The sequence below is a fragment of the Janthinobacterium sp. GW458P genome (genome assembly GCF_002127585.1).
Classification (GTDB): Bacteria; Pseudomonadota; Gammaproteobacteria; order Burkholderiales; family Burkholderiaceae_D; genus Janthinobacterium.
In genome coordinates this window covers 254,422-274,596 of the sequence record NZ_NEGZ01000001.1, presented here as the reverse complement: position 1 = coordinate 274,596, position 20,175 = coordinate 254,422, and the positions used below count along the sequence as shown (strand labels likewise).

Below are 20,175 nucleotides of genomic sequence, written 5' to 3'. Positions count from 1 at the left end.
TTCGCCACATTCATGCAAAAGAATTGGCGATGCCACCAGGCAAAGATCCTCCATTCACGCAAGAGGAATGGATCAACTACCACTATCCGAACCCAGGGAGTCATTTCAGCATGCGTCACGCCAAAATTGTGTTTGCCTTTTTGTCCGCCATCGCCCTTTCCGCCTGCTCCACCGTCGCGCCACCCTACACCCCGTCGATGGACAACGTCCAGACACTCAAAAATAGCGCCGGCAGCCAGGCAAAGGTGGGCGTTTTCACCGCACAGAAAAAGGCCGATGCCCCGCTGTCCATGCGTGGCTCGTCCCTGGCCTCGCCGTATGAGAAGTCCTATTCCGTGTATGTGGCAGAGGCGCTGAAACAGGAACTGAGCCTGGCAAACAAGCTGGCGCCGGATGCCGATATCGAAATTTCCGGCACTTTGCTGCAAAATGAATTCGACGCGTCGGGCTTCAGCACCGGCACGGCCATGCTGGAAGCGCGCTTCATCGTCAAGAAAGCCGGCGAGGTACGCTATGACCAGGTCAAGACAGCCAGCCATGAATGGCCATCCTCGTTTGCCGGCGCCATTGCGCTGCCGCGCGCCATGCAGGAATACACGGTCGTCGTGCAGAAACTGCTCGCCCAGCTGTATCAGGACAAGGACTTCAACAACAGCCTGCAATAAGCCGGCGTCCCCCTACTTCACGCAATCCATATCACATGGCTATTACCAAACTCCTTGCAACGCTTGCCGTTGCCGTCGCCCTGGTGGGCTGCGCCCATCCCATGGTCATCGCGCCCAACCTCGCCGGCATCGAACGCCCCGATACCGCGCGCCCGGTCAAGAAAAATGTCGCGTACTACATCAGCGACACGCTGCGCCAAACCGAAGTCACCACTGGCGGCGGCGGTGGCGACAAGGTCAGCTATTTCCCCTACCGCGACATGGAGCTGTCGCTGTACAAAATGCTGTCGAATGTCTTTGGCGAAGTCACCACGCTGAAAAGCCCGGCTGACCAGGAAGCCATGGCGCGTCACCAGATCGTGTATGTCGTGACGCCGCAGCTGTCGACCAGTTCTTCGTCGGACAGCGCCTTCACCTGGCCGCCGACCCGGTTCAGCGTCGACCTGACCTGCAACATCAGCGATGCCAGCGGCAAGGAAATCGTGTCGAAGAAAGTCGTCGGCGTGGGCGAAGGAAAATTCAGCGAATTCAAGAAAGACCACGCCATCACCGGCAAACGGGCGCTGACGGATGCCATGCGCAAGATGCAGCAAGCCCTGCTGGACGAACCCATCCTGCGCAATTAAATCCGCATGGCCATGGCAGGCATGCCAAAATGCCTGCCATTCCATACAACGCAACAAGGACACAGCATGGGCACTTGGGCCACCGACGCCTTCGGCAACGACTACGCCATGGACTGGGCGCAGGACTTGCACGAATATAAAACTCTGGAACTGGTCGAGACGACGCTCGACAACGTCATCGACAGCGCGGAAGCGGAGCTCGAGGCGCCGTTTGCCGCCGAGGCGCTGGCCGCGCTGGAAGTCATCGCCCGCCTGCAGGGCAAGCCGGGCGAAGACGACCCGGCCACCGCGGAAGTCGATGAATGGGTGGCCGCCTGCAGGAAGAAGGTCACGCCGCCGCTGCTGGACAAGGCGCGCCTGGCCTTCGAGCGCATCACGGCCGAGTCGTCGGAACTGCGCCAGCTGTGGCAGGACAGCGAGCACTACGCCGACTGGCAGGCCGACGTGGCGGCCTTGCGCGCGCGCGTGCTGGGCCCGGACGCCTGAAACGTCGGGCAACGGCGCACTTCAACGTATTAAATTTGCATCAAAAGCGGGGAAATCCGGTATTCCCCCACTTTTGGTGTATCCTATATCCCTTCGCAACAACGGCTCACGCCTCCTATGCCCGAGCACCCTAGTGGCGTCAGAACTGACGTCAAGCCCCACCGGTCACTGTTTGAACGCCTGACCGCACTCATTTCCCCCGAGCCAGAGAACCGTGCAGAATTGCTCGATGTTCTACACGATGCGCATGAACGCAAGCTGATCGACGCCGACGCCCTGTCGATGATCGAAGGCGTGTTCCAGGTGTCGGATCTCTGTGCGCGCGACATCATGATTCCCCGTTCGCAGATGGATGTCATCGACATCAGCAAGCCGATCGAGGAATGGATGCCGGAAGTCCTGTCCACCGCCCACTCGCGCTTTCCCGCGATCGAAGGCGAGCGCGACAAGGTCATCGGCATCCTGCTGGCGAAAGACCTGCTGCGTTATTACGCTGAAGAAACTTTCGATGTGCGCGACATGCTGCGCCCCGCCATCTTCATCCCCGAATCGAAACGCCTGAATGTGCTGCTGCGCGACTTCCGCGCCAACCACAATCACATGGCCATCGTCGTCGATGAATACAGCGGCGTCGCCGGCCTGATCACCATCGAAGACGTGCTGGAGCAGATCGTCGGCGATATCGAGGACGAATACGACTTCGACGAAGCCGAGGACAACATCCTGTCGCTGAAGGAAGGCCAGTTCGGCCCCCGCTGGCGCGTCAAGGCGCTGACCGAGATCGAACAGTTCAACGAGGAAGTGGGCAGCCACCTGGTCGACGACGACGTCGACACCATCGGCGGCCTCGTTTCCAAGTACCTGGGCCGCATGGCGCACAAGGGCGACATCTTCGACCTGGGCAATCTGCGCTTCGAGGTGCTGCGCGCCGATGCGCGCCAGGTGCACGTGCTGCTCGTCGAGCGACTGCCCAACGTGCCGGAACTGGAACTCTGACATGCGCGTGCTGTAAATGCGTTTCAGACGCTTAGATCCCAACGCCCCCGCCAAACCGCCCCGCAGCACCTGGGCGCGCATGCTGACTGCCTTTGTTGCCGGCGCCGTCGCCGTGCTGGCGTTCGCCCCATTCGGTTACTGGCCCCTGCAAATCCTCAGCCTGGGCGTGCTGTTCTACCAGGTGCTGCGCTCATCGAGCGTCAAGGGCGGCGCGCTGATCGGCTGGGCCTATGGCTTCGGCTGGTGCGCGGCCGGCACGCACTGGCTGTATATCTCCATGCACCGCTATGGCGACATGGCCGCGCCGATCGCAGTCATTGCCGTGGCCCTGCTGGCCCTCTTGATGGCCATTTACGTGGCCCTGGCCATGGGCGCGGCCGCCTGGCTGCGCCGCCGCTGGGTGCTGTCCCTGCCCGCCATGACCCTGCTGGTACTGCCCGCCACGTGGACCCTGTTCGAATGGACGCGCGGCTGGCTGTTTACGGGCTTTCCGTGGCTGGCCACCGGCTACGCCCACAATACCAGCCCGCTGGGCGGCTTTGCCCCCATCGTCGGCGCATATGGCCTGGGCTGGCTGGCGGCCCTGTCGGCCGGCGCCCTGCTGCTGCTCACGCATCGCACGCGCTGGCTGGCGCTGGGCGGCGTCATCGCCCTGTATGCGGCCGGCGTGGGCCTGCAGTACGTGAACTGGACGCACCCGGTCGGGCGCCCGATCACCGTGCGCCTGCTGCAGGGGAATGTGCCGCAGCAGCAGAAATTCGACCCCGGCTTCGTGCTGGGCGCCCTGCAGATGTACCAGAGCGCCATCACCAGCGCCCCGGCCGACCTGATCGCCACGCCGGAAACGGCCGTCACCGTGCTGCCGCACCAGCTGCCGCCCGGCTATCTGGACAGCCTGGCGACGTATGCGCAGCAGACGGGCAGCTCGATCTTGCTCGGCATGCCCGTGCTCGACGAGCAGCAGCGCTTCTACAATGCGGCCGTGGGCATCACGCCCAACGGCACGCCGGGACCGTACTACCAGTACCGCAAGCACCATCTGGTGCCGTTCGGCGAATTTGTGCCGCCCGGCCTGCACTGGTTTGTCGCCATGATGGCCATCCCGCTGGGCGACATGGGCCGCGGCGCCGACGTGCAGGCGCCGCTCCAGGTACGCGACCAGCTGGTGCTGCCGAATATCTGCTACGAAGACCTGTTTGGCGAGGAAATCGCTGGCCAGCTGGCCAGCGCCCACCGCCATGGCAAGCAGTCGGCCTCCGTGCTGCTCAATATCTCGAACCTGGCCTGGTTTGGCGACTCGATCGCCATCCCGCAGCATTTGCAGATTTCGCAGATGCGCAGCCTGGAAACGGGCCGCCCCATGCTGCGCTCGACGAACACGGGCGCCACGGCCGTCATCGACGGCAAGGGCGTGGTGCAAAGCCTGCTGCCGCCGGAACAGCAAGCCGCGCTGGCGACCAAGGTGCAAGGCATGGGCGGCATGACGCCATACATTCTGTACGGCAACAAACTGGTGCTGGCCCTGTCCGCGCTGGCCCTGCTGACGGCCTTCCTGCTGTCGCGCGCCGCCCGCCGTGGCCGCGCTGCACAGCAATAAGCGGCCGATATTGCCCGAAGAGTCACAGTGGGTCCGTAAAAACCGCTAAAATTAGCAAAACCCCGGCCCGGACGCGCTTGTTAGCAGCGTGCGGGCTTCAAGCAAACCTTAACAAAGCGCAGCCCGTCCGCGCGGCGAACTCATACGATGCTCACATTTCAACAAATTATCCTGACCTTGCAAACCTATTGGGACAAGCAAGGTTGCGCCCTGCTCCAGCCTTACGACATGGAAGTCGGCGCCGGCACCTTCCACACCGGCACCTTCCTGCGCGCGATCGGGCCGGAACCGTGGCGCGCCGCGTATGTGCAGCCTTCGCGCCGCCCGAAGGATGGCCGCTACGGCGAAAACCCGAACCGCATGCAGCACTACTACCAGTACCAGGTGGTCTTGAAGCCGGCGCCGGAAAACATCCTCGACCTGTATCTGGGTTCGCTGGCCGCGCTGGGCCTGGACCTGAAGCAGAATGACGTGCGCTTCGTCGAAGACGACTGGGAAAGCCCGACCCTGGGCGCCTGGGGCCTGGGCTGGGAAGTCTGGCTGAACGGCATGGAAGTGACCCAATTTACCTACTTCCAGCAAGTGGGCGGCCTCGATTGCAAGCCCGTGCTGGGCGAAATCACCTACGGCATCGAACGCCTGGCCATGTATTTGCAGGGCGTGGAAAACGTGTATGACCTGGTGTGGACGGAGTGGGAAGAAAATGGTGTGGCGAAGAAGCTGACCTACGGCGACGTCTTCCACCAGAACGAGGTGGAGCAATCGACCTACAACTTCGAGCACGCGAATACGGACCTGCTGTTCGAACAGTTCGGCAACTACGAAGCGGAAGCGAAGCGTTTGATCGAACTGCAGCTGACCCTGCCCGCCTACGAGAAGATCATGAAGGCCTCGCACAGCTTCAATATGCTCGATGCGCGCGGCGCCATCTCGGTAACGGAACGCGCCGCCTACATCGGCCGCGTGCGCACCCTGTCGCGCCTGGTGGCGCAAGCGTACTACGACTCGCGCGAGCGCCTCGGTTTTCCGATGCTGCCCGCCGCAGACCAAGCCGCCGCCTAATTCGAGCCTCCACACCGCCGTACCAGACAAGAACACCATGAACCAAACACTGCTCATCGAACTGCTGACCGAAGAACTGCCGCCGAAAGCGCTGGCCAAACTGGGCGCCGCCTTCACGGCCGGCATCGTCAACGGCCTGAAAGCGCGCGACTTCCTGGAAGCCGACAGCGTCGCCACCAGCTACGCCTCGCCGCGCCGCCTGGCCGTCTCCATCACCAACGTGCGCGAAGTCTCGCCCGATAAATCCATCCGCGAAAAAGTCCTGCCCGTCTCCGTGGCGCTGGACGCCAACGGCAACGGCACGCCGCCGCTGGCCAAGAAACTGGCCGCGCTGGGCTTTCCCGAGCTGACGGTGGCCGAGCTGGAACGCGCCGCCGACGGCAAGGCGGAAAGCTTCTTCTACACCTACACGGCGCCCGGCAGCAAACTGGAAACGGGTGCGCAAGCCGCCCTGACCGAATCCTGCGCCAAACTGCCGATTCCAAAACTGATGAGCTATCAGCGCCCGGACGGCACCACCGTGCAATTCGTGCGCCCGGCCCACAGCCTGATCGCCCTGCACGGCATCAACATCCTGCCGTTGACCCTGCTGGGCCTGACGGCCGGCCGCACGACGCTGGGCCACCGTTTCCTCACCGACGGCGAACCGATCACCATCGCGCACGCGGAAAACTATGCGCCGTCGCTGATTCTCAACGCCAGCGTCATCGCCAGCAACGAGGAACGCAAGGAACGCATTCGCGCCCAGTTGCTGGAAAAAGCGGGCGCCGACCAGGTGCTGATGCCCGAGGCGCTGCTCGACGAAGTTACGGCCCTGGTCGAATGGCCGGTCGTGTATGAATGCCACTTCGAGGAAGAATTCCTGGCCGTGCCGCAGGAATGCCTGATCCTCACGATGCAGACGAACCAGAAATATTTCGCCCTGACCGACAGCGAAGGCAAGCTGCGCTCGCGCTTTCTGATCGTCTCGAACATCGAGACGGACACGCCCGAGCACATCATCGGCGGCAACGAGCGCGTCGTGCGCCCGCGCCTGTCCGACGCCAAGTTCTTCTTCGAGCAGGACAAGAAGAAGACCCTCGCATCGCGTCTGCCGCTGCTGGCCAACGTCGTCTACCACAACAAGCTGGGCACGCAAGCTGCCCGCACAGAGCGCGTCAAGTCGCTGGCCGGCGCCATCGCGGCCAAATTGAACTGCGACGTGGCCCTGGCCGAACGGGGCGCACTGCTGGCCAAGGCCGATCTGCTGACCGACATGGTGGGTGAATTCCCCGAACTGCAAGGCATCATGGGCACGTACTACGCGCGCCATGACGGCGAACCGGAAGAAGTGGCGCTGGCCGCCTCCGAACACTACCAGCCGCGCTTTGCCGGCGACAGCCTGCCGTCGACCGCCACCGGCACCGCCGTGGCCCTGGCCGACAAGCTCGAAACCCTGGTCGGCATCTGGGCCATCGGCCTGGCGCCGACGGGCGACAAGGACCCGTTCGCGCTGCGCCGCCACGCCCTGGGCGTGCTGCGCATGCTGCTGGAAAAACGCCTGCCATTGTCGATCCAGGGCTTGCTGGGCGATGCCGCCGCACAGTTCGCGTCGGTGCCCGGCTTCAAGGACCCGGTCGCGGATGTGACCACCTTCATGCTGGACCGCCTGCGCGGCATCCTGCGCGAACGCGGTTTCTCGCCGAACGAGATCGAAGCCGTCGTGGCGCAGAATCCCGACCGCCTGGACGACATCGTGCAGCGCCTGGAAGCCGTGCAGGCGTTTGCCGCGCTGCCGGAAAGCGCCTCGCTGGCCGCTGCCAACAAGCGCATCACGAATATCCTGAAAAAGAACGAGGAAGCGGTCAGCCTGGTCGCCGCCGGCGGCGTCAACGTGGCGCTGCTGCAGGACGAGGCGGAGAAAAAACTCGCCGCCGCCGTCTCGCGCGTGCAGCCGGAAGTCGACGCGGCCTTTGCCAAGGGCGACTTCACCAGCACCCTGCAAACGCTGGCGCAGCTGCGTGACGACGTCGACGGCTTCTTCAACGACGTGATGGTAATGGCCGAGGATGTCGGCCTGCGCAACAACCGCCTGGCCTTGCTGTCGTCGCTGCACGGCATGATGAACCGCGTGGCCGACATTTCCAAGCTGGCGGCATAATGGGCACTCCGGCGCTGAAACTGATTATTCTCGACCGCGACGGCGTCATTAATCATGACTCGCCGGACTTCATCAAGTCGCCGGCCGAATGGCTGCCCATCCCCGGTTCGCTCGAAGCGATAGCCCGCCTGAACCAGGCCGGCTATCGCGTGGTCATCGCCTCGAACCAGTCGGGCATCGCGCGCGAATACTTCGACATGACGGTGCTCAACGCGATCCACCAGAAGATGCACACGCTGGCGCAGCAGGTGGGCGCCGATATTGACGCCATCTTCTTTTGCCCGCACGCGGGCACGGACAATTGTGACTGCCGCAAGCCGAAACCGGGCATGTTCCATGAAATCTCGCAGCGCTACAACACCAGCCTGAAAGGCGTGCCCACCGTCGGCGATTCGCTGCGCGACCTGCAGGCCGGCTTCATCAGCGGCTGCGTGCCCTACCTGGTCCTGACGGGCAAGGGCGAAAAAACCAACGAAACGGGCGGCCTGCCGCCCGGCACCCAGGTCTTCCCCGACCTGGCGGCCGTCGTCGGCCATCTGCTCAAGGCGCCGGCCGCGCCGGCACCCGCCGTGGCATTGAGTATCTAATCTTCGGAGAACCGCATTGCGTAATATTTCCCTGTTCCTGCGATCCCTGCTGTTCATGATCATCATGATCGTGGCCACCATCGTCTGGGCCTGCGTGTGCTTTTTTGCCGCGCCATTGAGCTACAACAAGCGCTATTGGGTCACCTCGCGCTGGAACGTGTTTATCCTGTGGTGTGCCAAGGTCATTTGCGGCATCCGCTACGAAGTCAAGGGCGCCGAGAACTTCCCGGACGCGCCGGCCATCGTACTGTCGAAGCACCAGTCGGCGTGGGAAACCATCTTTTTGCTGCCCAGCCTTCCCCGCCCGCTCGTGTATGTGTTCAAGAAGGAGATTTTGTACATTCCCTTCTTCGGCTGGGCCATGGCGCTGCTGCGCATGATCCCCATCGACCGCAAACAGGGCAAGCATGCGTTCAAAAGCGTGGTCGCGCATGGCAAGCGCCGCCTGGCCGATGGCCAATGGATTATCATGTTCCCCGAGGGTACCCGCATTCCCGTGGGCCAGGCGGGCAAGTACAAGAGCGGCGGCACGCGTCTGGCCATCGCCACGGGCGCCGTGGTGGTGCCGATTGCGCATAATTCAGGCGAGTGCTGGCCCAAGCAGTCATTCCTCAAACGCCCGGGACTGATCACCGTCTCGATAGGCAAACCGATTTCGCCGGAAGGGCAAACCCCGGACAGCATGATGCAACAGGTGGAAAATTGGATAGAATCAGAAATGCGCGTCATTTCGCCTCACGCCTACAACGCTGGCTAGACGGCATCAGCGCGGTCATCCAGGAGCCGACCCTGCGCCAGCAGATGAAGACCATCAAGGTCGGCGACCAGCAACTGGATCTGTTCGCGCATGACGTCTCGACCAGCACGCCCCCGGCGGTGCGCCCCACGGCACCGCCAGCGCCGCCCGTGGAGGCAAAGCCTGTAGTTCCCCTGGCGCCGCCACCGGCGCCCGTCATTCCTCCCGCGCGCCCTGTCCTCCCTTCACCGCCACGCACCGCCGATGGCCCGCCACTGCGCCAGCTGCAGCTGGGCAGCCACCTTGTCGAATTCGCCCTGCGCCGCTCCACGCGCCGTTCCATCGGCTTCATGATCGACGATAACGGCTTGCGCGTGACGGCGCCCAAGCGCGTCACCCTGGCCGAAATCGACAGCGCCATCCGCGCCAAGCAAGGCTGGATTGTCTCGAAGCTGCTGGAACGGGGCGAGCGCAAGGTGCAGCGCCAGCAGCGCCCGCCCGTGGCTTGGGTCGACGGCGCCGTGCTGCCGTATCTGGGCGGCGAGATCACCCTGCGCCTGCACCAGGCGCCGCGCCACCGCGCCAGCTTTCAGCGCGACACCAATGAGCTGCACGTGTGGGTCACGCCCACGGGCAGCGAGCAGCAATTGAAGGAAAAAGTAAAGGGCTGGTTCCAGCACGAGGCGCGCCAGCTGTTCGAAGCACGGCTGGACCTGTATGCGGACAAGCTCGGCGTGCGCTACGATTCGCTGTCGCTGTCGTCGGCCGGCACGCGCTGGGGCAGCTGCACCATCGAGCGCAAGATCCGCCTGAACTGGCGCCTCATTCACTTCGCCCTGCCGCTGATCGATTACGTCGTCGCGCACGAACTGTCGCACCTGCTGGAAATGAACCACAGTCCCCGCTTCTGGGCCACCGTGGAATCGATCTATCCCGATTACGATGGCGCCAAGCAGGCGCTCAGAAAGCGCTCACAAGAGCTGCCCGTTTTGTTCGCGTAATCCGACACCATTATTGGCGGCCCATGACGAATGCCGGGGTCAGACCCGCCTGGTCGGCCCCCGGATTGAGGCCAACAATGTCGGATTACGGCAGCAGCGGTTGAATAGCCGCGATGGTGCGCGGCGTGGCACCCCGGTGCTGGCTGGCAAACGCCAGCGCCCGCTCTCCCATGGAAGATAAACGCGCCGGATCCTGCAGCAGCGCCGACGCCTGCGCCGTCAGCGCGTCGGCGTCCGCCACCAGCGCGGCGCCGCCGGCAGCAATCGCCTGCTCGGTCACCAGCGCAAAATTGAAGGTGTGCGGGCCGATCAGCACGGGCTTGCCCAGGGCCGCCGGTTCGATCAGGTTTTGCCCTCCCAGCGGCAGCAGGCTTCCTCCAACGAAGGCACAATCGCAGGCCGCGTAGTACGCAAACATCTCGCCCATCGAGTCGCCCAGCAGCACCTGCGTGCCCTGCGCAACGGCATCGTCCTGCCCCAGGCCGGACCTGCGCTGTACGGCCAGGCCGTGCGACACGATTAACTTTTCCACCTCGCCGAAGCGCTGCGGGTGGCGCGGCACGATCAGCAACAGCACGTTGGCGGGCAGGCTGGCGCGCAGCCAGGCGTCAAGGATCAGCTGCTCCTCGCCTTCGCGCGTGCTGGCGCACAGCAGTACGGGGCGCGCGCCGATGGCCGCGCGCAGCGCCGCCCCCGTCGCCATGGCAGCCTCGGGCACGACAACGTCGAACTTGATGCTGCCCGTGACCACCACGTCCCGCACGCCGAGCTGGCGCACGCGCTCAGCGTCGTCCTGCGTCTGCGCCGCCACCAGGGTGATGCCGCGCGCCGCATCGGCAATGAGTTTGCCGAGACGCTGTGCCTTGCCCAGCGAACGCTGCGACAGGCGCGCATTGGCCAGCACCACGGGCACGCCGTGGCGATTACACTGGTAAATCAAATTCGGCCACACTTCCGTCTCCATCAGGATGCAGATGCGCGGTGCAAAGTGACGGATAAAACTGGCCGGCATGGCACCCGTGTCATACGGCAGGTAGCTTTGCACCAGGCGCGCGCCGTGTTTGGCGAACAGCGACTTGCCCGTGGCGCGCCCCGTGGGCGTCATGTGCGTGAGGACGATGCGGCAGGCAGGCCATTGGGCCAGCAGCGCATCGATCAGCGGCTCGGCCGCGCGCGTCTCGCCGACGGAGACGGCGTGCAGCCAGATCGTGGGATGAGTGGGATTGCTCAGGCGGCCGTAGCAGCCAAGGCGTTCGCCCCAGTGCTGGCGGTAGCCAGGTTCCTGGCGTCCGCGCAGCCACAGCCGCGCCAGCACCAGGGGCAAGGCCAGCCACCAGGCGAGGGTATAAAGAATTCGCATGATTGTTTAACGTTGAAGTCAGGCGGGAGGATGCTCGGCCAGCAGGCGCCGCGCTGCGGCCAGCACTTCCGGCACGCCCGGCGGGCTGCCCTTGTCGCCCAGATTGATGATTTTCGGCGACCAGTTGCCTTCCGTTTTCCACAGCGGCGAATCGGCATAGATTTCCACCGTCGGGCGCACAAAGGCGGCGGCGATATGCGTCAGGCCCGTATCGACGCCGATCACCAGCGCCGCGTGGCGCGCCAGCAAGGTGGCGTCGCCCATTGACAGTTTCGGCAGCACGCGCGCGTTGGGCAGGCTGGCCGCCAGTTGTTCGGCTTCCGCTTTTTCCTTGGGCGAACCCCAGGGCAGCAAAATCGGCATGGGCGCGAGCGCGTGGCCGAGGGAAATCCAGTTCTGCGGCGCCCATTTCTTGGCGTCGCGCGCCGTGCCATGAAAATACACGCAATACGGCGCCTCGCCTATCCAGTCCGGGCGCGGCTCGTTGCCGGATACTTCCGGCAAACCGAAATCGGCCGGCGTATCGACCGTGTAGCCGAGCGCCGCCGCGGCCACCAGTCTGCCGCGCGCTACCGCATGCGTACGCGGATCGAGGGGAATGCTTTTGGTGTGGAACAGGCGCGAAATGCCTTCGTAGCCGGAACCTTCGCTACCGTTCGCCAGGCCGACCTTTTGACCGCCTGGCGCCAGGCGCGCGGCGCCCATAATGATGCCCGTCTTCAGCAAGCCCTGGGTATCGAACACATAATCGTAGCGCGTCTGGCGCAGGCTGCGGAAGAAGGCGGCGATTTCCGCGCGCGTCTCCTTCTTGCCCAGGCTTTTGCGCCAGCGCCGCAGCGCAAACGGAAAAATGGTATTCACGCGCGGATTCAGACGCACCAGGCTGGTATAGCCTTCCTCGACCACCCAGTCGATGGTTGCGCCCGGATAATGACGGGCAATGTCCGCCACCATGGGCAAGTTATGCAGCACATCGCCCAGCGATGACACCCGGATCAGCAGGATTTTCAAGGGCGCCTGCGCGCCTGGTTGAACGACCATGCTGTCAGAACGGCAGAACCGCATCCGGCTTGGCAGCCAGGATCACGCTCTTGAACTGGCCCTGGATGCGCGCCAGGGCTGCCGGCGTTTCCGCCTCGAAGCGCATGACGATTACCGGCGTGGTGTTCGACGAGCGGGCCAGGCCGAAGCCGTCCGCATATTCCACGCGCAGGCCGTCGATGGTGATGATCTGCTCATTGCCAGGGAAAACGGCATCGCGGCGCAGCATGTCCATCAAGGCGACGTTTTCGCCTTCCTTCAGCTCCAGGTGCAGTTCCGGCGTGCTGTCGGACTGCGGCAGGGAATTGAGCAGCGCCGATGGATCGGCTTCGCGCGTGAGGATCTCCAGCAGGCGCGCGCCCGCATACAGGCCGTCGTCGAAACCGTACCAGCGGTCCTTGAAGAAGATATGGCCGCTCATTTCACCACCCAGCGGCGCCCCCGTCTCGCGCAGCTTGGCCTTGACCAGCGAATGGCCCGTCTTGTACATCAGCGGCACGCCGCCATGCTTGCTGATCCACGGCGCCAGATGACGCGTGCATTTCACGTCGTACAGGATCTGCGCGCCCGGATGACGGGTCAGCACGTCGGCGGCGAACAGCATCATCTGGCGGTCCGGATAAATGATCTGACCATCCTTGGTAACCACACCCAGACGGTCGCCATCGCCATCGAAAGCGATGCCGATTTCGGCATCCGTCCCGGCCAGGCAGCGGATCAGGTCTTGCAGGTTTTCCGGATGCGCCGGGTCCGGATGGTGATTCGGGAAAGTGCCGTCGACATCGCAGAACAATTCGATGACGTCGCAGCCCATCCCGCGGAACAGCTCACCCGCAAACGCGCCGGCCACGCCGTTGCCGCAGTCGACGGCGATCTTGATCGGGCGCGCCAGCTTGACGTCGCCCAGAATGCGCTCCAGGTAAGCGGCGCGGATATCGTGCGTGGTGTAGCTGCCCGAAGGGACAATGTCATCGGCGCTGCCGCCGCCCTCATGGGCCACGATGCTGTGGTAAAGCGCCTGGATCGCTACACCATGGATCGCTTCGCCGGCCAGCACCATCTTGAAGCCGTTGTAGTCGGGCGGATTGTGGCTGCCCGTGACCATGATGCCGGAGCGGGTATCGAGCACGTTGGTGCCAAAGTACACCATCGGTGTAGCGACCACGCCGAGGTCGATCACATCAACGCCTGCGGCCTGCAAGCCCTGCGCCAGCGCCGCCGTCAATTCCGGCCCCGACAAGCGCCCATCGCGGCCGATCACGACGCGCTGCTCCCCCTTGGCCAGAGCTGCCTGGCCAAATGCCTGTCCGATCTTGCGAGCCACGCTGGCATCAAGTGTTTTAGCGATGATGCCGCGGATATCGTAAGCTTTGAAGATCGTTTTTGACAATGGAAGCATGATTTGGACGGTATAAGTAGGAACAAAATAGGAGCGTCACAGGCAGAAGAGCTTGTTACGGCGCCAAAAGTATACCGAATTATACGCGCAGCAGATCGATCGACTTGCCCGATTCCACCCAATGCCTGACCCACAGCGGCTGACGGCCACGGCCAGTCCACTGTTCGGTCGCATTATCGGGATGGCGATAACGTACGGCGACCTTGCCCGTGCGTGGATGCAAGCCATCAAGTATCAGCTGTTTCAGGGGGATGCCCGCTTGCTGCGCGATCGCCATGATCTGTTCGCGTGCCTTGTTCAGATCGTCGCGTTCACGACTATTCAATTCCTTCTTGACATTATCTTCCAGTTTGCGCAATTCCAGTATCGTCATCATTGACAGATCCATCTTTTATATCCTCCACATGAATTTAAATAATAAAATCCCGTGAAATATACTACATTGCAAAAATATCTGCGTGCTGCCTGAATAATTAATCGATTATTTACGGCTGCAACATGAAGATTCAATGAAGATTTAATGAAGATATGACGACATACAGCGTAAGCAGGCAATAAACATAAAAGGATCTGTCGTTTTTCTCAATACCGGCAACGTCTTGCGCAGGCAAGGAGATTCATCTGAATTAACTCCCGCGGCGGCACGCGGATTCTATTATGAAGATAAAACGACAGCTCCAGAATTTCCAATAGACGGATAATGCCCGACTTCAGGCATCATGCATGCTTACCTGTTTATAATGGATGCGTGTCATCCCACCTTGAACTCATCCCACATGAAAACCTACTTTATCGGCGATCTGCAAGGCTGCCATGCACAAACCCGCCAACTGATCGAACAGATCCAGGCGGCAGAGGATGGCCCCTTCCGCCTCCTGTTCGCTGGCGACCTGATCAACCGTGGCCCCGCCTCGCTGGCCACCCTGCGCCAGGTTCATGCGCTGGCGCAGCAAGGCCTGGCCGACAGCGTCCTGGGCAACCATGACTTGCACCTGCTGGCCGTGGCCAACGGTATCCGGCCCGAGCATGCGTCCGACACGCTGGCCGAGATCCTTGATGCGCCCGACCGCGAGGAATTGATCACCTGGCTGCGCCAGCGGCCACTGGCACTGGAGCACGACGGCCATGTGCTCGTGCATGCGGGCCTGCTGCCGCAATGGAGCGCGCAACAGGCGCTGGCCTTGAGCGAGGAAGTATCCACCATGCTGCGCAGCGACGACTGGGTAGCCTTCCTGCGCACCATGTACGGCAACGAGCCAGCCGCCTGGCGCGACGACCTGCAGGGCGCCGACCGGCTGCGCTGCATCATCAACGCCATGACGCGGCTGCGCTTTTGCACACCGGACGGCGTCATGGACTTCAAGATGAAGGAAAGCGGCAGCCCACCGCCGGGTTCCGGCCTGCTGCCGTGGTTCGACGTGCCGGGCCGGCGCAGCGCCGGCGACACCATCGTCTTTGGCCACTGGTCGGCGCTGGGACTGCAGTTGCGACCGCACCTGATCGGCCTCGATAGCGGCTGCGTCTGGGGTGGAAAACTCTCCGCTGTGTGCCTGGAAGACCGCACACTGCTGCAAGTCGACTGTCCCGCCTTCCAGCAGCACGGCGGCAAGAGTGGCAGGCAGTAAGCGGATCGCACGCATATGCTTAGTCGAAATCGGTCGTTGGCCTTGCCGCGCCTGGGCCGTATGATGCAGCTTTTGCCTTTGCGATCCCATGCATCCTGATACCGACAGACTGGCGCGCTGGCTGCTCGGCAGCCTGCAACTCGACACCGCCGTACTGCATGTGGGCCAGTACTGCGGCCGCTGGCGCGCGTCCACGGCGGGCCGGGAACTGGGCAGCTTCCACCTGGTGCTCGATGGCCACTGCTATTTGCACCTCGATGGCGCAGCGCCGGTCGCGCTTGGCCCGCGCGATGGCGTCTTCCTGCTGCGCGACTTGCCGCATTTTCTCAGCCCCCACAGCGACCCGCTGCAGGCGGCGAGCGCACAAGCCATGCTGCCGTTGCTGGCGCCCACGGACAGCCCGGCGACGGCGCTGGCCTGCGGCTTTTTCCAGTTCCGCGGCGCCCTCTCCGCGCTGATCGTCGACTCCTTCCCGCCGTATTTGCTGATACGCGGCGATGCGCCCGCCTTCAGCGCCGCCGCAGCGCTGTTCGACCTGATCCTGCTTGAAGCGGGTGGCGACCCGGAACAGCCGTCGCCGCTCATTGCGCGCCTGGTCGAACTGCTGTTCTTTTACCTGATACGTCATGTAGCCCAGGGCGAGCAAGTGGCGGCCGGCCTGCTGTCGCTGCTGCACCAGCCCGCATTTTCGCCGCTGCTCGAACGCATGCTCGACGCCCCGGCCGACGACTGGTCGATCGAGAACATGGCCAAGGCGGCCTGCATGTCGCGCGCCAGCTTCTGTAAGCATTTCGCCAGCGCCAGCGGCCACTCGCCGGCCCAATTCCTGCTCCTGCTGCGCATGAAGATCGCCGCGCGGCGCCTGCACGACGGCGTTTCCGTCGAACGGGCGGCCGAACTGGTAGGCTACCGCTCGCATGCCGCATTTACGCGGGCCTTCAAGCGGGTCACGGGCGAGCAGCCGGGAGCCTACCGGCGCGACCAGCGCCAGCGCCAGCTGGCCAGTTGAGGCACAGCAGAAATCAAGGACAGCAGAATCAAAGACGAACGAACACAAAAGGACGACGCTGACGTCTGTTGTGTACACGACATGGCCGATATAATGCCCGGGTGACTTACTAACTTAGCAAGGTACCCCATGTCCCGTCTGACGCTGCACACTCTCGATACCGCCCCGGCCGACAGCCGCCCCTTCGTGGAAAAGGCCATCGCCAACAACGGCTACCTGCCCAACCTGATCGGCGTGCTGGCCAATGCCCCGCTGGCACTGGAAACCTATCTGACTGTCTCGGGCATCAATGCGCGCGCCAGCCTGAGCCTGATGGAGCGCGAAGTGGTGCAAATCACGGCCGCGCACATCCACGGCTGCGACTTCTGCATCGCCGGCCATAGCGCCATCTCGTTGAAAAAAGCGGGACAGACACCCGCTATCGTGCGTGCCCTGCAGCATGGCCAGCCGACGGGCGATACGAAACTGGATGCCGTCGCCGCCTTCGCCGCGGCCGTCATCGCCACGCGCGGCGCCGTCGCCGACAGCGGGTACCAAGCCTTCCTGGCCGCCGGCTACAACGAACAGCAGGCGCTGGAAGTCGTGCTGGGCATCAGCCTGGCCACCCTGTGCAATTTCTCCAACAGCCTGGCCGGCACGCCCGTCAATCCGCAATTGACGCCCTACTTGCCCGGCGCCGTCTGACATGGGCCACCTCAATCACTGGCTGCACATGCATGCCGACCAGCTCGACCAGTCGTCACAGCTGGCTGAAACGGTCCTCCCCGCGCTGGCGGGAGACCAGCTGCTGCGCATCGGCGTGCCGCAGGAACACGGCGGTGCGGGCGGCGACGTGCGCGATGCCATCGACGCCATCGCCAAAGTAGCCGAACAATCGGTGACGGCGGCCTTTGTCTTCTGGGGCCAGCGCTGCTTCATCGAATTCCTGCTGCAAAGCCAAAACCGCGCCCTGGCCGAACGGCGCTTGCCGGCCCTGCTGGCGGGCACGCAGGCGGGCGCCAGCGGCCTGTCGAACGCCATGAAATTCCTGTCCGGCATCGAACAGCTGCAAATCAAGGGCGCGCGCCACGGCGACGGCCTGCTGATCGACGGCGGCCTGGCCTGGGTGACGAATTTGCGCAAGGCGGGCTTTGTCGCGGCAGCCGCCGTGGCGCCCGATGACGGCGCACCGCCCATCATCGTCGCATTCGACAGCAGCGAGACGGGCGTGCAGCGCAGCGAAGACCTCGACCTGATCGCTCTGCGCGGCAGCAATACGGCCTCCGTCAGGCTGGTGCAGGTACACGTGCCAGCGGGCGACATCATCAGCGACAATGCGCCGGCCTGGCTGCCGCAGGTACGCCCCTCTTTCCTGGGCATGCAGTGCGGCCTGTCGATCGGCCTGGCACGCGCCAGCCTGGCACAGGCGTCGCAGATTTCCGCCGGTTCGCGCAACCAGCTCACGCCACGCATCGAGGCGCTGCAAGCGACGCTGGAGACGGCTGCCGCTACCCTGCTGTCCGGCGTGCACGACGGCCGTTTCAAGAAAGAGGCGCCGGCCATGTTCCGCCTGCGGATACAGCTGGCCGACGTGCTGCAACAGGCCTTGATGCTGGAACTGCAGGCCATGGGCGGACGCGCCTACCTGAATGCCGAACAGCAGGGCTTTGCCCGCCGCTGGCGCGAATCATCGTTCATCCCGATCGTTACCCCCAGCCTGACGCAATTGCAGGCGGCCTTGCAGCTGTTCGACAGCCAGCAGGCGGCCACGGCGCCGGGAGCGACGGCATGACGGCAGCGGAACCACAACAATGGGCCCTGCAGGCGCAGGACCTGAGCTATGCCTATGCCGCCAGCACGCCCGTGTTCCAGCACGTCTCGCTGGGCGTGCGCAAGCGCGAAATCGTCTGCCTGCTGGGCGGCAGCGGCTGCGGCAAATCGAGCCTGCTGCGCGTGCTGGCAGGCTTGCAGCCACCGTCCACGGGCGCAATTCAATTCCTGGACGCTCCCATGCGCGAACCCGATCCGCGCAGCGCTCTCGTGTTCCAGCAGGCGAGCCTTTTGCCCTGGCTGAACGTCACGGGCAATGCGGGTTTCGGCCTGGACTTCAAGCACCAGCCGCAGCTCACGCGCGCAGCGCACGAGGCGCGCGTGGCGCAAGCCATCGAAGCGGTTGGCCTGAAGGGCCGTGAAAAACTGTATCCGTCCGCCCTGTCGGGCGGCATGGCGCAGCGCGTGGCGCTGGCCCGCGCGCTGGCGCGCGAACCGGAACTGCTGTTCGCCGACGAACCGTTTTCCGCGCTCGACGCCATCACGCGCTCCGAGATGCAGTCGCTGCTGGTCGACGTGGTGCACCGCTGGCACACGGCCGTGCTGCTCGTCACGCACGATATCGACGAAGCGATCCTGGTGGCCGACCGCATCCTGCTCATGGGCGGCAAGCCGGGCAACATCGTGCGCGAATGGCCCGTCGCCATCGCCCAGCCGCGCATCGGCCACAGCGCCGACGTCATCGCCCTGAAGATGGACATCCTCGACGCCTTGCAGGCACTGCAGCAGCAGGACCAGGCCCACGCCGCCGCCCTATAGCACATCCCATACACCATACTGGAACCCTTCATGTCCCGTCCTCAAGATAACACCCCCCTGCACATCTGCGCCTCGTCCGACTGCGACTGCGGCCTGACGCGGCGCGACTTCCTGCGCATGTCGGCGCTGGCCACGGCCAGCGTCGCCTCGCCGCTGCTGTTCGCCGGCGATGCCATGGCCCAGCAAGGCCCGAAAGGCGACGACCAGCCCGTGAAAGTCGGCTACCTGCCGATCACCGACGCCACCCCGCTGCTCGTCGCGCACGCGCGCAAGCTGTTCGAGGCGGAAGGCTTGCAGGCGGAAACGCCGCGCCTGTTCCGCAGCTGGGCGCAGATCATCGAAGCGTTTGTCGCCGGCCAGGTCAACGTCATCCATTTGCTGTCGCCCGCCACCCTGTGGGTACGCTACGGCGCCAAGTTCCCCGCGAAAGTCGTCGCATGGAATCACGTCAATGGCTCCGCGCTGACGGTGGCCAACGAGATCAACAAGGTCTCCGACCTGGGCGGGCGTACGGTCGCCATCCCCTTCTGGTACTCGATCCACAACATCCTGCTGCAGCAGATCCTGTCCTCCAACGGCCTGACCCCGGTCACGCGCGCGCGCAATGCGGCCATCAAGCCGAACGAGGTGAACCTGGTGGTTCTGGCGCCGGCCGAAATGGTCTCGGCCCTGGCCAGCAAGTCGATTGCCGGCTACATCGTGGCCGAGCCGTTCAATGCGGCGGCGGAAAACGCCGGCATCGGCAAGATCCTGCGCTTCTCGGGCGACGTGTGGAAAAACCATGCGTGCTGCGTCACCTTCCTGTCCGAGCGCGACATCAGTACGCGTCCGGAATGGGCGCAAAAGGTCACCAACGCCATCGTCAAAGCGCAGTTGTGGACGCGCTCGAACCAGGTCGACACGGCCAAGCTGCTGTCGAACGTGGGCGAGCACCGCTACACGCCGCATCCGCTGCAGGTACTGACCAAGGTGCTGGCCACCACCGATTACGCCGGCTATGAAAAGCAGGGCCTGATCGTGCACAAAAACTGGCAGCAGCGCCGCATCGACTTCCAGCCGTATCCGTTCGCGTCGTACACGGAAGAACTGGTGCGCGCCATCGGCCGCACCAAGGTCGAAGGCGACACGCGCTTCCTGGCCAACCTCGATCCGAAATTTGCCGCGCGCGACCTGGTCGATGACCGCTTCGTGCGCAAGGCCATCACCGCCGTGGGTGGCCCGGCCGCCTTCGGCTTGCCGGCCAACCTGCTGCGCAGCGAAACCGTGGCGGTCTGACG

The 20,175-nt window shown here is 63.8% G+C and carries 20 protein-coding genes; 16 read left to right on the top strand and 4 right to left on the bottom strand.

Annotated elements, in window-relative coordinates; translation table 11 throughout:
- Nucleotides 1–29 precede the first annotated feature (29 nt).
- From CBW50_RS01190 to CBW50_RS01145, 10 genes are all read left to right on the top strand, one after another.
- Entirely contained in the window at nt 30–665 is a 636-nt protein-coding gene (locus tag CBW50_RS01190; protein ID WP_226935423.1) for a hypothetical protein, read from the top strand.
- A gap of 35 nt (nt 666–700) precedes the next feature.
- On the top strand, nt 701–1,291 hold the full coding sequence (locus CBW50_RS01185) for a hypothetical protein (RefSeq protein WP_086143795.1): 591 nt from the start codon (nt 701–703) through the stop codon (nt 1,289–1,291).
- Nucleotides 1,292–1,357: 66 nt separating this feature from the next.
- On the top strand, nt 1,358–1,777 hold the full coding sequence (locus CBW50_RS01180) for a DUF4259 domain-containing protein (RefSeq protein WP_086143794.1): 420 nt from the start codon (nt 1,358–1,360) through the stop codon (nt 1,775–1,777).
- 117 nt (nt 1,778–1,894) lie between these two features.
- Nucleotides 1,895–2,773 carry an HlyC/CorC family transporter gene (locus tag CBW50_RS01175; RefSeq protein ID WP_071075558.1) on the top strand — a complete coding sequence of 293 codons (879 nt, stop codon included), beginning with the start codon at nt 1,895–1,897 and terminating at the stop codon, nt 2,771–2,773.
- Nucleotides 2,774–2,852: 79 nt separating this feature from the next.
- Nucleotides 2,853–4,370 (top strand): apolipoprotein N-acyltransferase, encoded by a 1,518-nt coding sequence (gene lnt / locus CBW50_RS01170; protein ID WP_086143986.1) that lies wholly within the window; start codon nt 2,853–2,855, stop codon nt 4,368–4,370.
- 147 nt (nt 4,371–4,517) lie between these two features.
- Nucleotides 4,518–5,432 carry a glycine--tRNA ligase subunit alpha gene (gene glyQ, locus CBW50_RS01165; RefSeq protein ID WP_086143793.1) on the top strand — a complete coding sequence of 305 codons (915 nt, stop codon included), beginning with the start codon at nt 4,518–4,520 and terminating at the stop codon, nt 5,430–5,432.
- A 37-nt stretch (nt 5,433–5,469) separates the two neighbouring features.
- Nucleotides 5,470–7,572 (top strand): glycine--tRNA ligase subunit beta, encoded by a 2,103-nt coding sequence (glyS, locus tag CBW50_RS01160; RefSeq protein ID WP_086143792.1) that lies wholly within the window; start codon nt 5,470–5,472, stop codon nt 7,570–7,572.
- On the top strand, nt 7,572–8,159 hold the full coding sequence (gene gmhB, locus CBW50_RS01155; protein WP_086143791.1) for a D-glycero-beta-D-manno-heptose 1,7-bisphosphate 7-phosphatase: 588 nt from the start codon (nt 7,572–7,574) through the stop codon (nt 8,157–8,159). The genes glyS and gmhB overlap by 1 nt, the downstream gene beginning before the upstream one ends.
- 16 nt (nt 8,160–8,175) lie before the next feature.
- Nucleotides 8,176–8,916: a 1-acyl-sn-glycerol-3-phosphate acyltransferase gene (locus tag CBW50_RS01150; protein WP_034746739.1), complete on the top strand. Its 741-nt coding sequence runs from the start codon at nt 8,176–8,178 to the stop codon at nt 8,914–8,916.
- A gap of 44 nt (nt 8,917–8,960) precedes the next feature.
- The gene (locus CBW50_RS01145) at nt 8,961–9,896 is read left to right on the top strand and encodes a M48 family metallopeptidase (RefSeq protein ID WP_086143790.1); all 936 of its coding nucleotides are present in this window, start codon (nt 8,961–8,963) and stop codon (nt 9,894–9,896) included.
- Between the two features lie 85 nt (nt 9,897–9,981).
- On the opposite strand, the gene waaA is transcribed toward CBW50_RS01145, so the two are convergent.
- From waaA to CBW50_RS01125, 4 genes are all read right to left on the bottom strand, one after another.
- Nucleotides 9,982–11,256 carry a lipid IV(A) 3-deoxy-D-manno-octulosonic acid transferase gene (gene waaA, locus CBW50_RS01140; RefSeq protein ID WP_086143789.1) on the bottom strand — a complete coding sequence of 425 codons (1,275 nt, stop codon included), beginning with the start codon at nt 11,254–11,256 and terminating at the stop codon, nt 9,982–9,984.
- Between the two features lie 18 nt (nt 11,257–11,274).
- Nucleotides 11,275–12,297, bottom strand: coding sequence for a lipopolysaccharide heptosyltransferase I (waaC, locus tag CBW50_RS01135; RefSeq protein WP_086143788.1), 1,023 nt, complete (start codon nt 12,295–12,297; stop codon nt 11,275–11,277).
- 4 nt (nt 12,298–12,301) lie between these two features.
- Complete coding sequence (locus CBW50_RS01130) at nt 12,302–13,696, bottom strand: phosphomannomutase/phosphoglucomutase (RefSeq protein WP_086143787.1); 1,395 nt, start codon at nt 13,694–13,696, stop codon at nt 12,302–12,304.
- 79 nt (nt 13,697–13,775) lie between these two features.
- Nucleotides 13,776–14,084, bottom strand: a complete 309-nt coding sequence (locus CBW50_RS01125) for an H-NS family nucleoid-associated regulatory protein (RefSeq protein WP_086143786.1) — start codon at nt 14,082–14,084, stop codon at nt 13,776–13,778.
- Between the two features lie 388 nt (nt 14,085–14,472).
- Here CBW50_RS01125 and CBW50_RS01120 point away from each other — a divergent pair, with 388 nt between their 5' ends.
- The 6 genes from CBW50_RS01120 (at nt 14,473) to CBW50_RS01095 (ending at nt 20,173) form a co-directional block, all read left to right on the top strand.
- Nucleotides 14,473–15,321, top strand: a complete 849-nt coding sequence (locus CBW50_RS01120; RefSeq protein ID WP_086143785.1) for a symmetrical bis(5'-nucleosyl)-tetraphosphatase — start codon at nt 14,473–14,475, stop codon at nt 15,319–15,321.
- An 88-nt stretch (nt 15,322–15,409) separates the two neighbouring features.
- Nucleotides 15,410–16,330, top strand: a complete 921-nt coding sequence (locus CBW50_RS01115) for an AraC family transcriptional regulator (protein ID WP_086143784.1) — start codon at nt 15,410–15,412, stop codon at nt 16,328–16,330.
- Nucleotides 16,331–16,459: 129 nt separating this feature from the next.
- Nucleotides 16,460–17,014 carry a carboxymuconolactone decarboxylase family protein gene (locus CBW50_RS01110; protein WP_086143783.1) on the top strand — a complete coding sequence of 185 codons (555 nt, stop codon included), beginning with the start codon at nt 16,460–16,462 and terminating at the stop codon, nt 17,012–17,014.
- A gap of 1 nt (nt 17,015) precedes the next feature.
- Nucleotides 17,016–18,101, top strand: a complete 1,086-nt coding sequence (locus CBW50_RS01105) for an acyl-CoA dehydrogenase family protein (protein ID WP_086143782.1) — start codon at nt 17,016–17,018, stop codon at nt 18,099–18,101.
- Nucleotides 18,098–18,898, top strand: a complete 801-nt coding sequence (locus CBW50_RS01100) for an ABC transporter ATP-binding protein (protein ID WP_086143781.1) — start codon at nt 18,098–18,100, stop codon at nt 18,896–18,898. Before CBW50_RS01105 ends, CBW50_RS01100 begins: the two co-directional genes overlap by 4 nt.
- A gap of 30 nt (nt 18,899–18,928) precedes the next feature.
- Nucleotides 18,929–20,173, top strand: coding sequence for an ABC transporter substrate-binding protein (locus CBW50_RS01095; RefSeq protein ID WP_086143780.1), 1,245 nt, complete (start codon nt 18,929–18,931; stop codon nt 20,171–20,173).
- The last annotated feature ends 2 nt before the right edge of the window (nt 20,174–20,175 follow it).

Excerpts from the sequence above, each read along its gene's own strand:
- gmhB (WP_086143791.1), top strand. The coding sequence starts at position 7,572 with ATGGGCACTCCGGCGCTGAAACTGATTATTCTCGACCGCGACGGCGTC.
- CBW50_RS01145 (WP_086143790.1), top strand. The coding sequence starts at position 8,961 with ATGAAGACCATCAAGGTCGGCGACCAGCAACTGGATCTGTTCGCGCAT.
- lnt (WP_086143986.1), top strand. The coding sequence starts at position 2,853 with ATGCTGACTGCCTTTGTTGCCGGCGCCGTCGCCGTGCTGGCGTTCGCC.
- CBW50_RS01105 (WP_086143782.1), top strand. The coding sequence starts at position 17,016 with ATGGGCCACCTCAATCACTGGCTGCACATGCATGCCGACCAGCTCGAC.
- CBW50_RS01125 (WP_086143786.1), bottom strand. The coding sequence starts at position 14,084 with ATGGATCTGTCAATGATGACGATACTGGAATTGCGCAAACTGGAAGAT.
- waaC (WP_086143788.1), bottom strand. The coding sequence starts at position 12,297 with ATGGTCGTTCAACCAGGCGCGCAGGCGCCCTTGAAAATCCTGCTGATC.
- CBW50_RS01130 (WP_086143787.1), bottom strand. The coding sequence starts at position 13,696 with ATGCTTCCATTGTCAAAAACGATCTTCAAAGCTTACGATATCCGCGGC.
- CBW50_RS01120 (WP_086143785.1), top strand. The coding sequence starts at position 14,473 with ATGAAAACCTACTTTATCGGCGATCTGCAAGGCTGCCATGCACAAACC.
- CBW50_RS01185 (WP_086143795.1), top strand. The coding sequence starts at position 701 with ATGGCTATTACCAAACTCCTTGCAACGCTTGCCGTTGCCGTCGCCCTG.
- CBW50_RS01190 (WP_226935423.1), top strand. The coding sequence starts at position 30 with ATGCCACCAGGCAAAGATCCTCCATTCACGCAAGAGGAATGGATCAAC.
- CBW50_RS01115 (WP_086143784.1), top strand. The coding sequence starts at position 15,410 with ATGCATCCTGATACCGACAGACTGGCGCGCTGGCTGCTCGGCAGCCTG.
- CBW50_RS01095 (WP_086143780.1), top strand. The coding sequence starts at position 18,929 with ATGTCCCGTCCTCAAGATAACACCCCCCTGCACATCTGCGCCTCGTCC.
- CBW50_RS01100 (WP_086143781.1), top strand. The coding sequence starts at position 18,098 with ATGACGGCAGCGGAACCACAACAATGGGCCCTGCAGGCGCAGGACCTG.
- CBW50_RS01175 (WP_071075558.1), top strand. The coding sequence starts at position 1,895 with ATGCCCGAGCACCCTAGTGGCGTCAGAACTGACGTCAAGCCCCACCGG.
- CBW50_RS01110 (WP_086143783.1), top strand. The coding sequence starts at position 16,460 with ATGTCCCGTCTGACGCTGCACACTCTCGATACCGCCCCGGCCGACAGC.
- CBW50_RS01180 (WP_086143794.1), top strand. The coding sequence starts at position 1,358 with ATGGGCACTTGGGCCACCGACGCCTTCGGCAACGACTACGCCATGGAC.
- waaA (WP_086143789.1), bottom strand. The coding sequence starts at position 11,256 with ATGCGAATTCTTTATACCCTCGCCTGGTGGCTGGCCTTGCCCCTGGTG.
- glyQ (WP_086143793.1), top strand. The coding sequence starts at position 4,518 with ATGCTCACATTTCAACAAATTATCCTGACCTTGCAAACCTATTGGGAC.
- glyS (WP_086143792.1), top strand. The coding sequence starts at position 5,470 with ATGAACCAAACACTGCTCATCGAACTGCTGACCGAAGAACTGCCGCCG.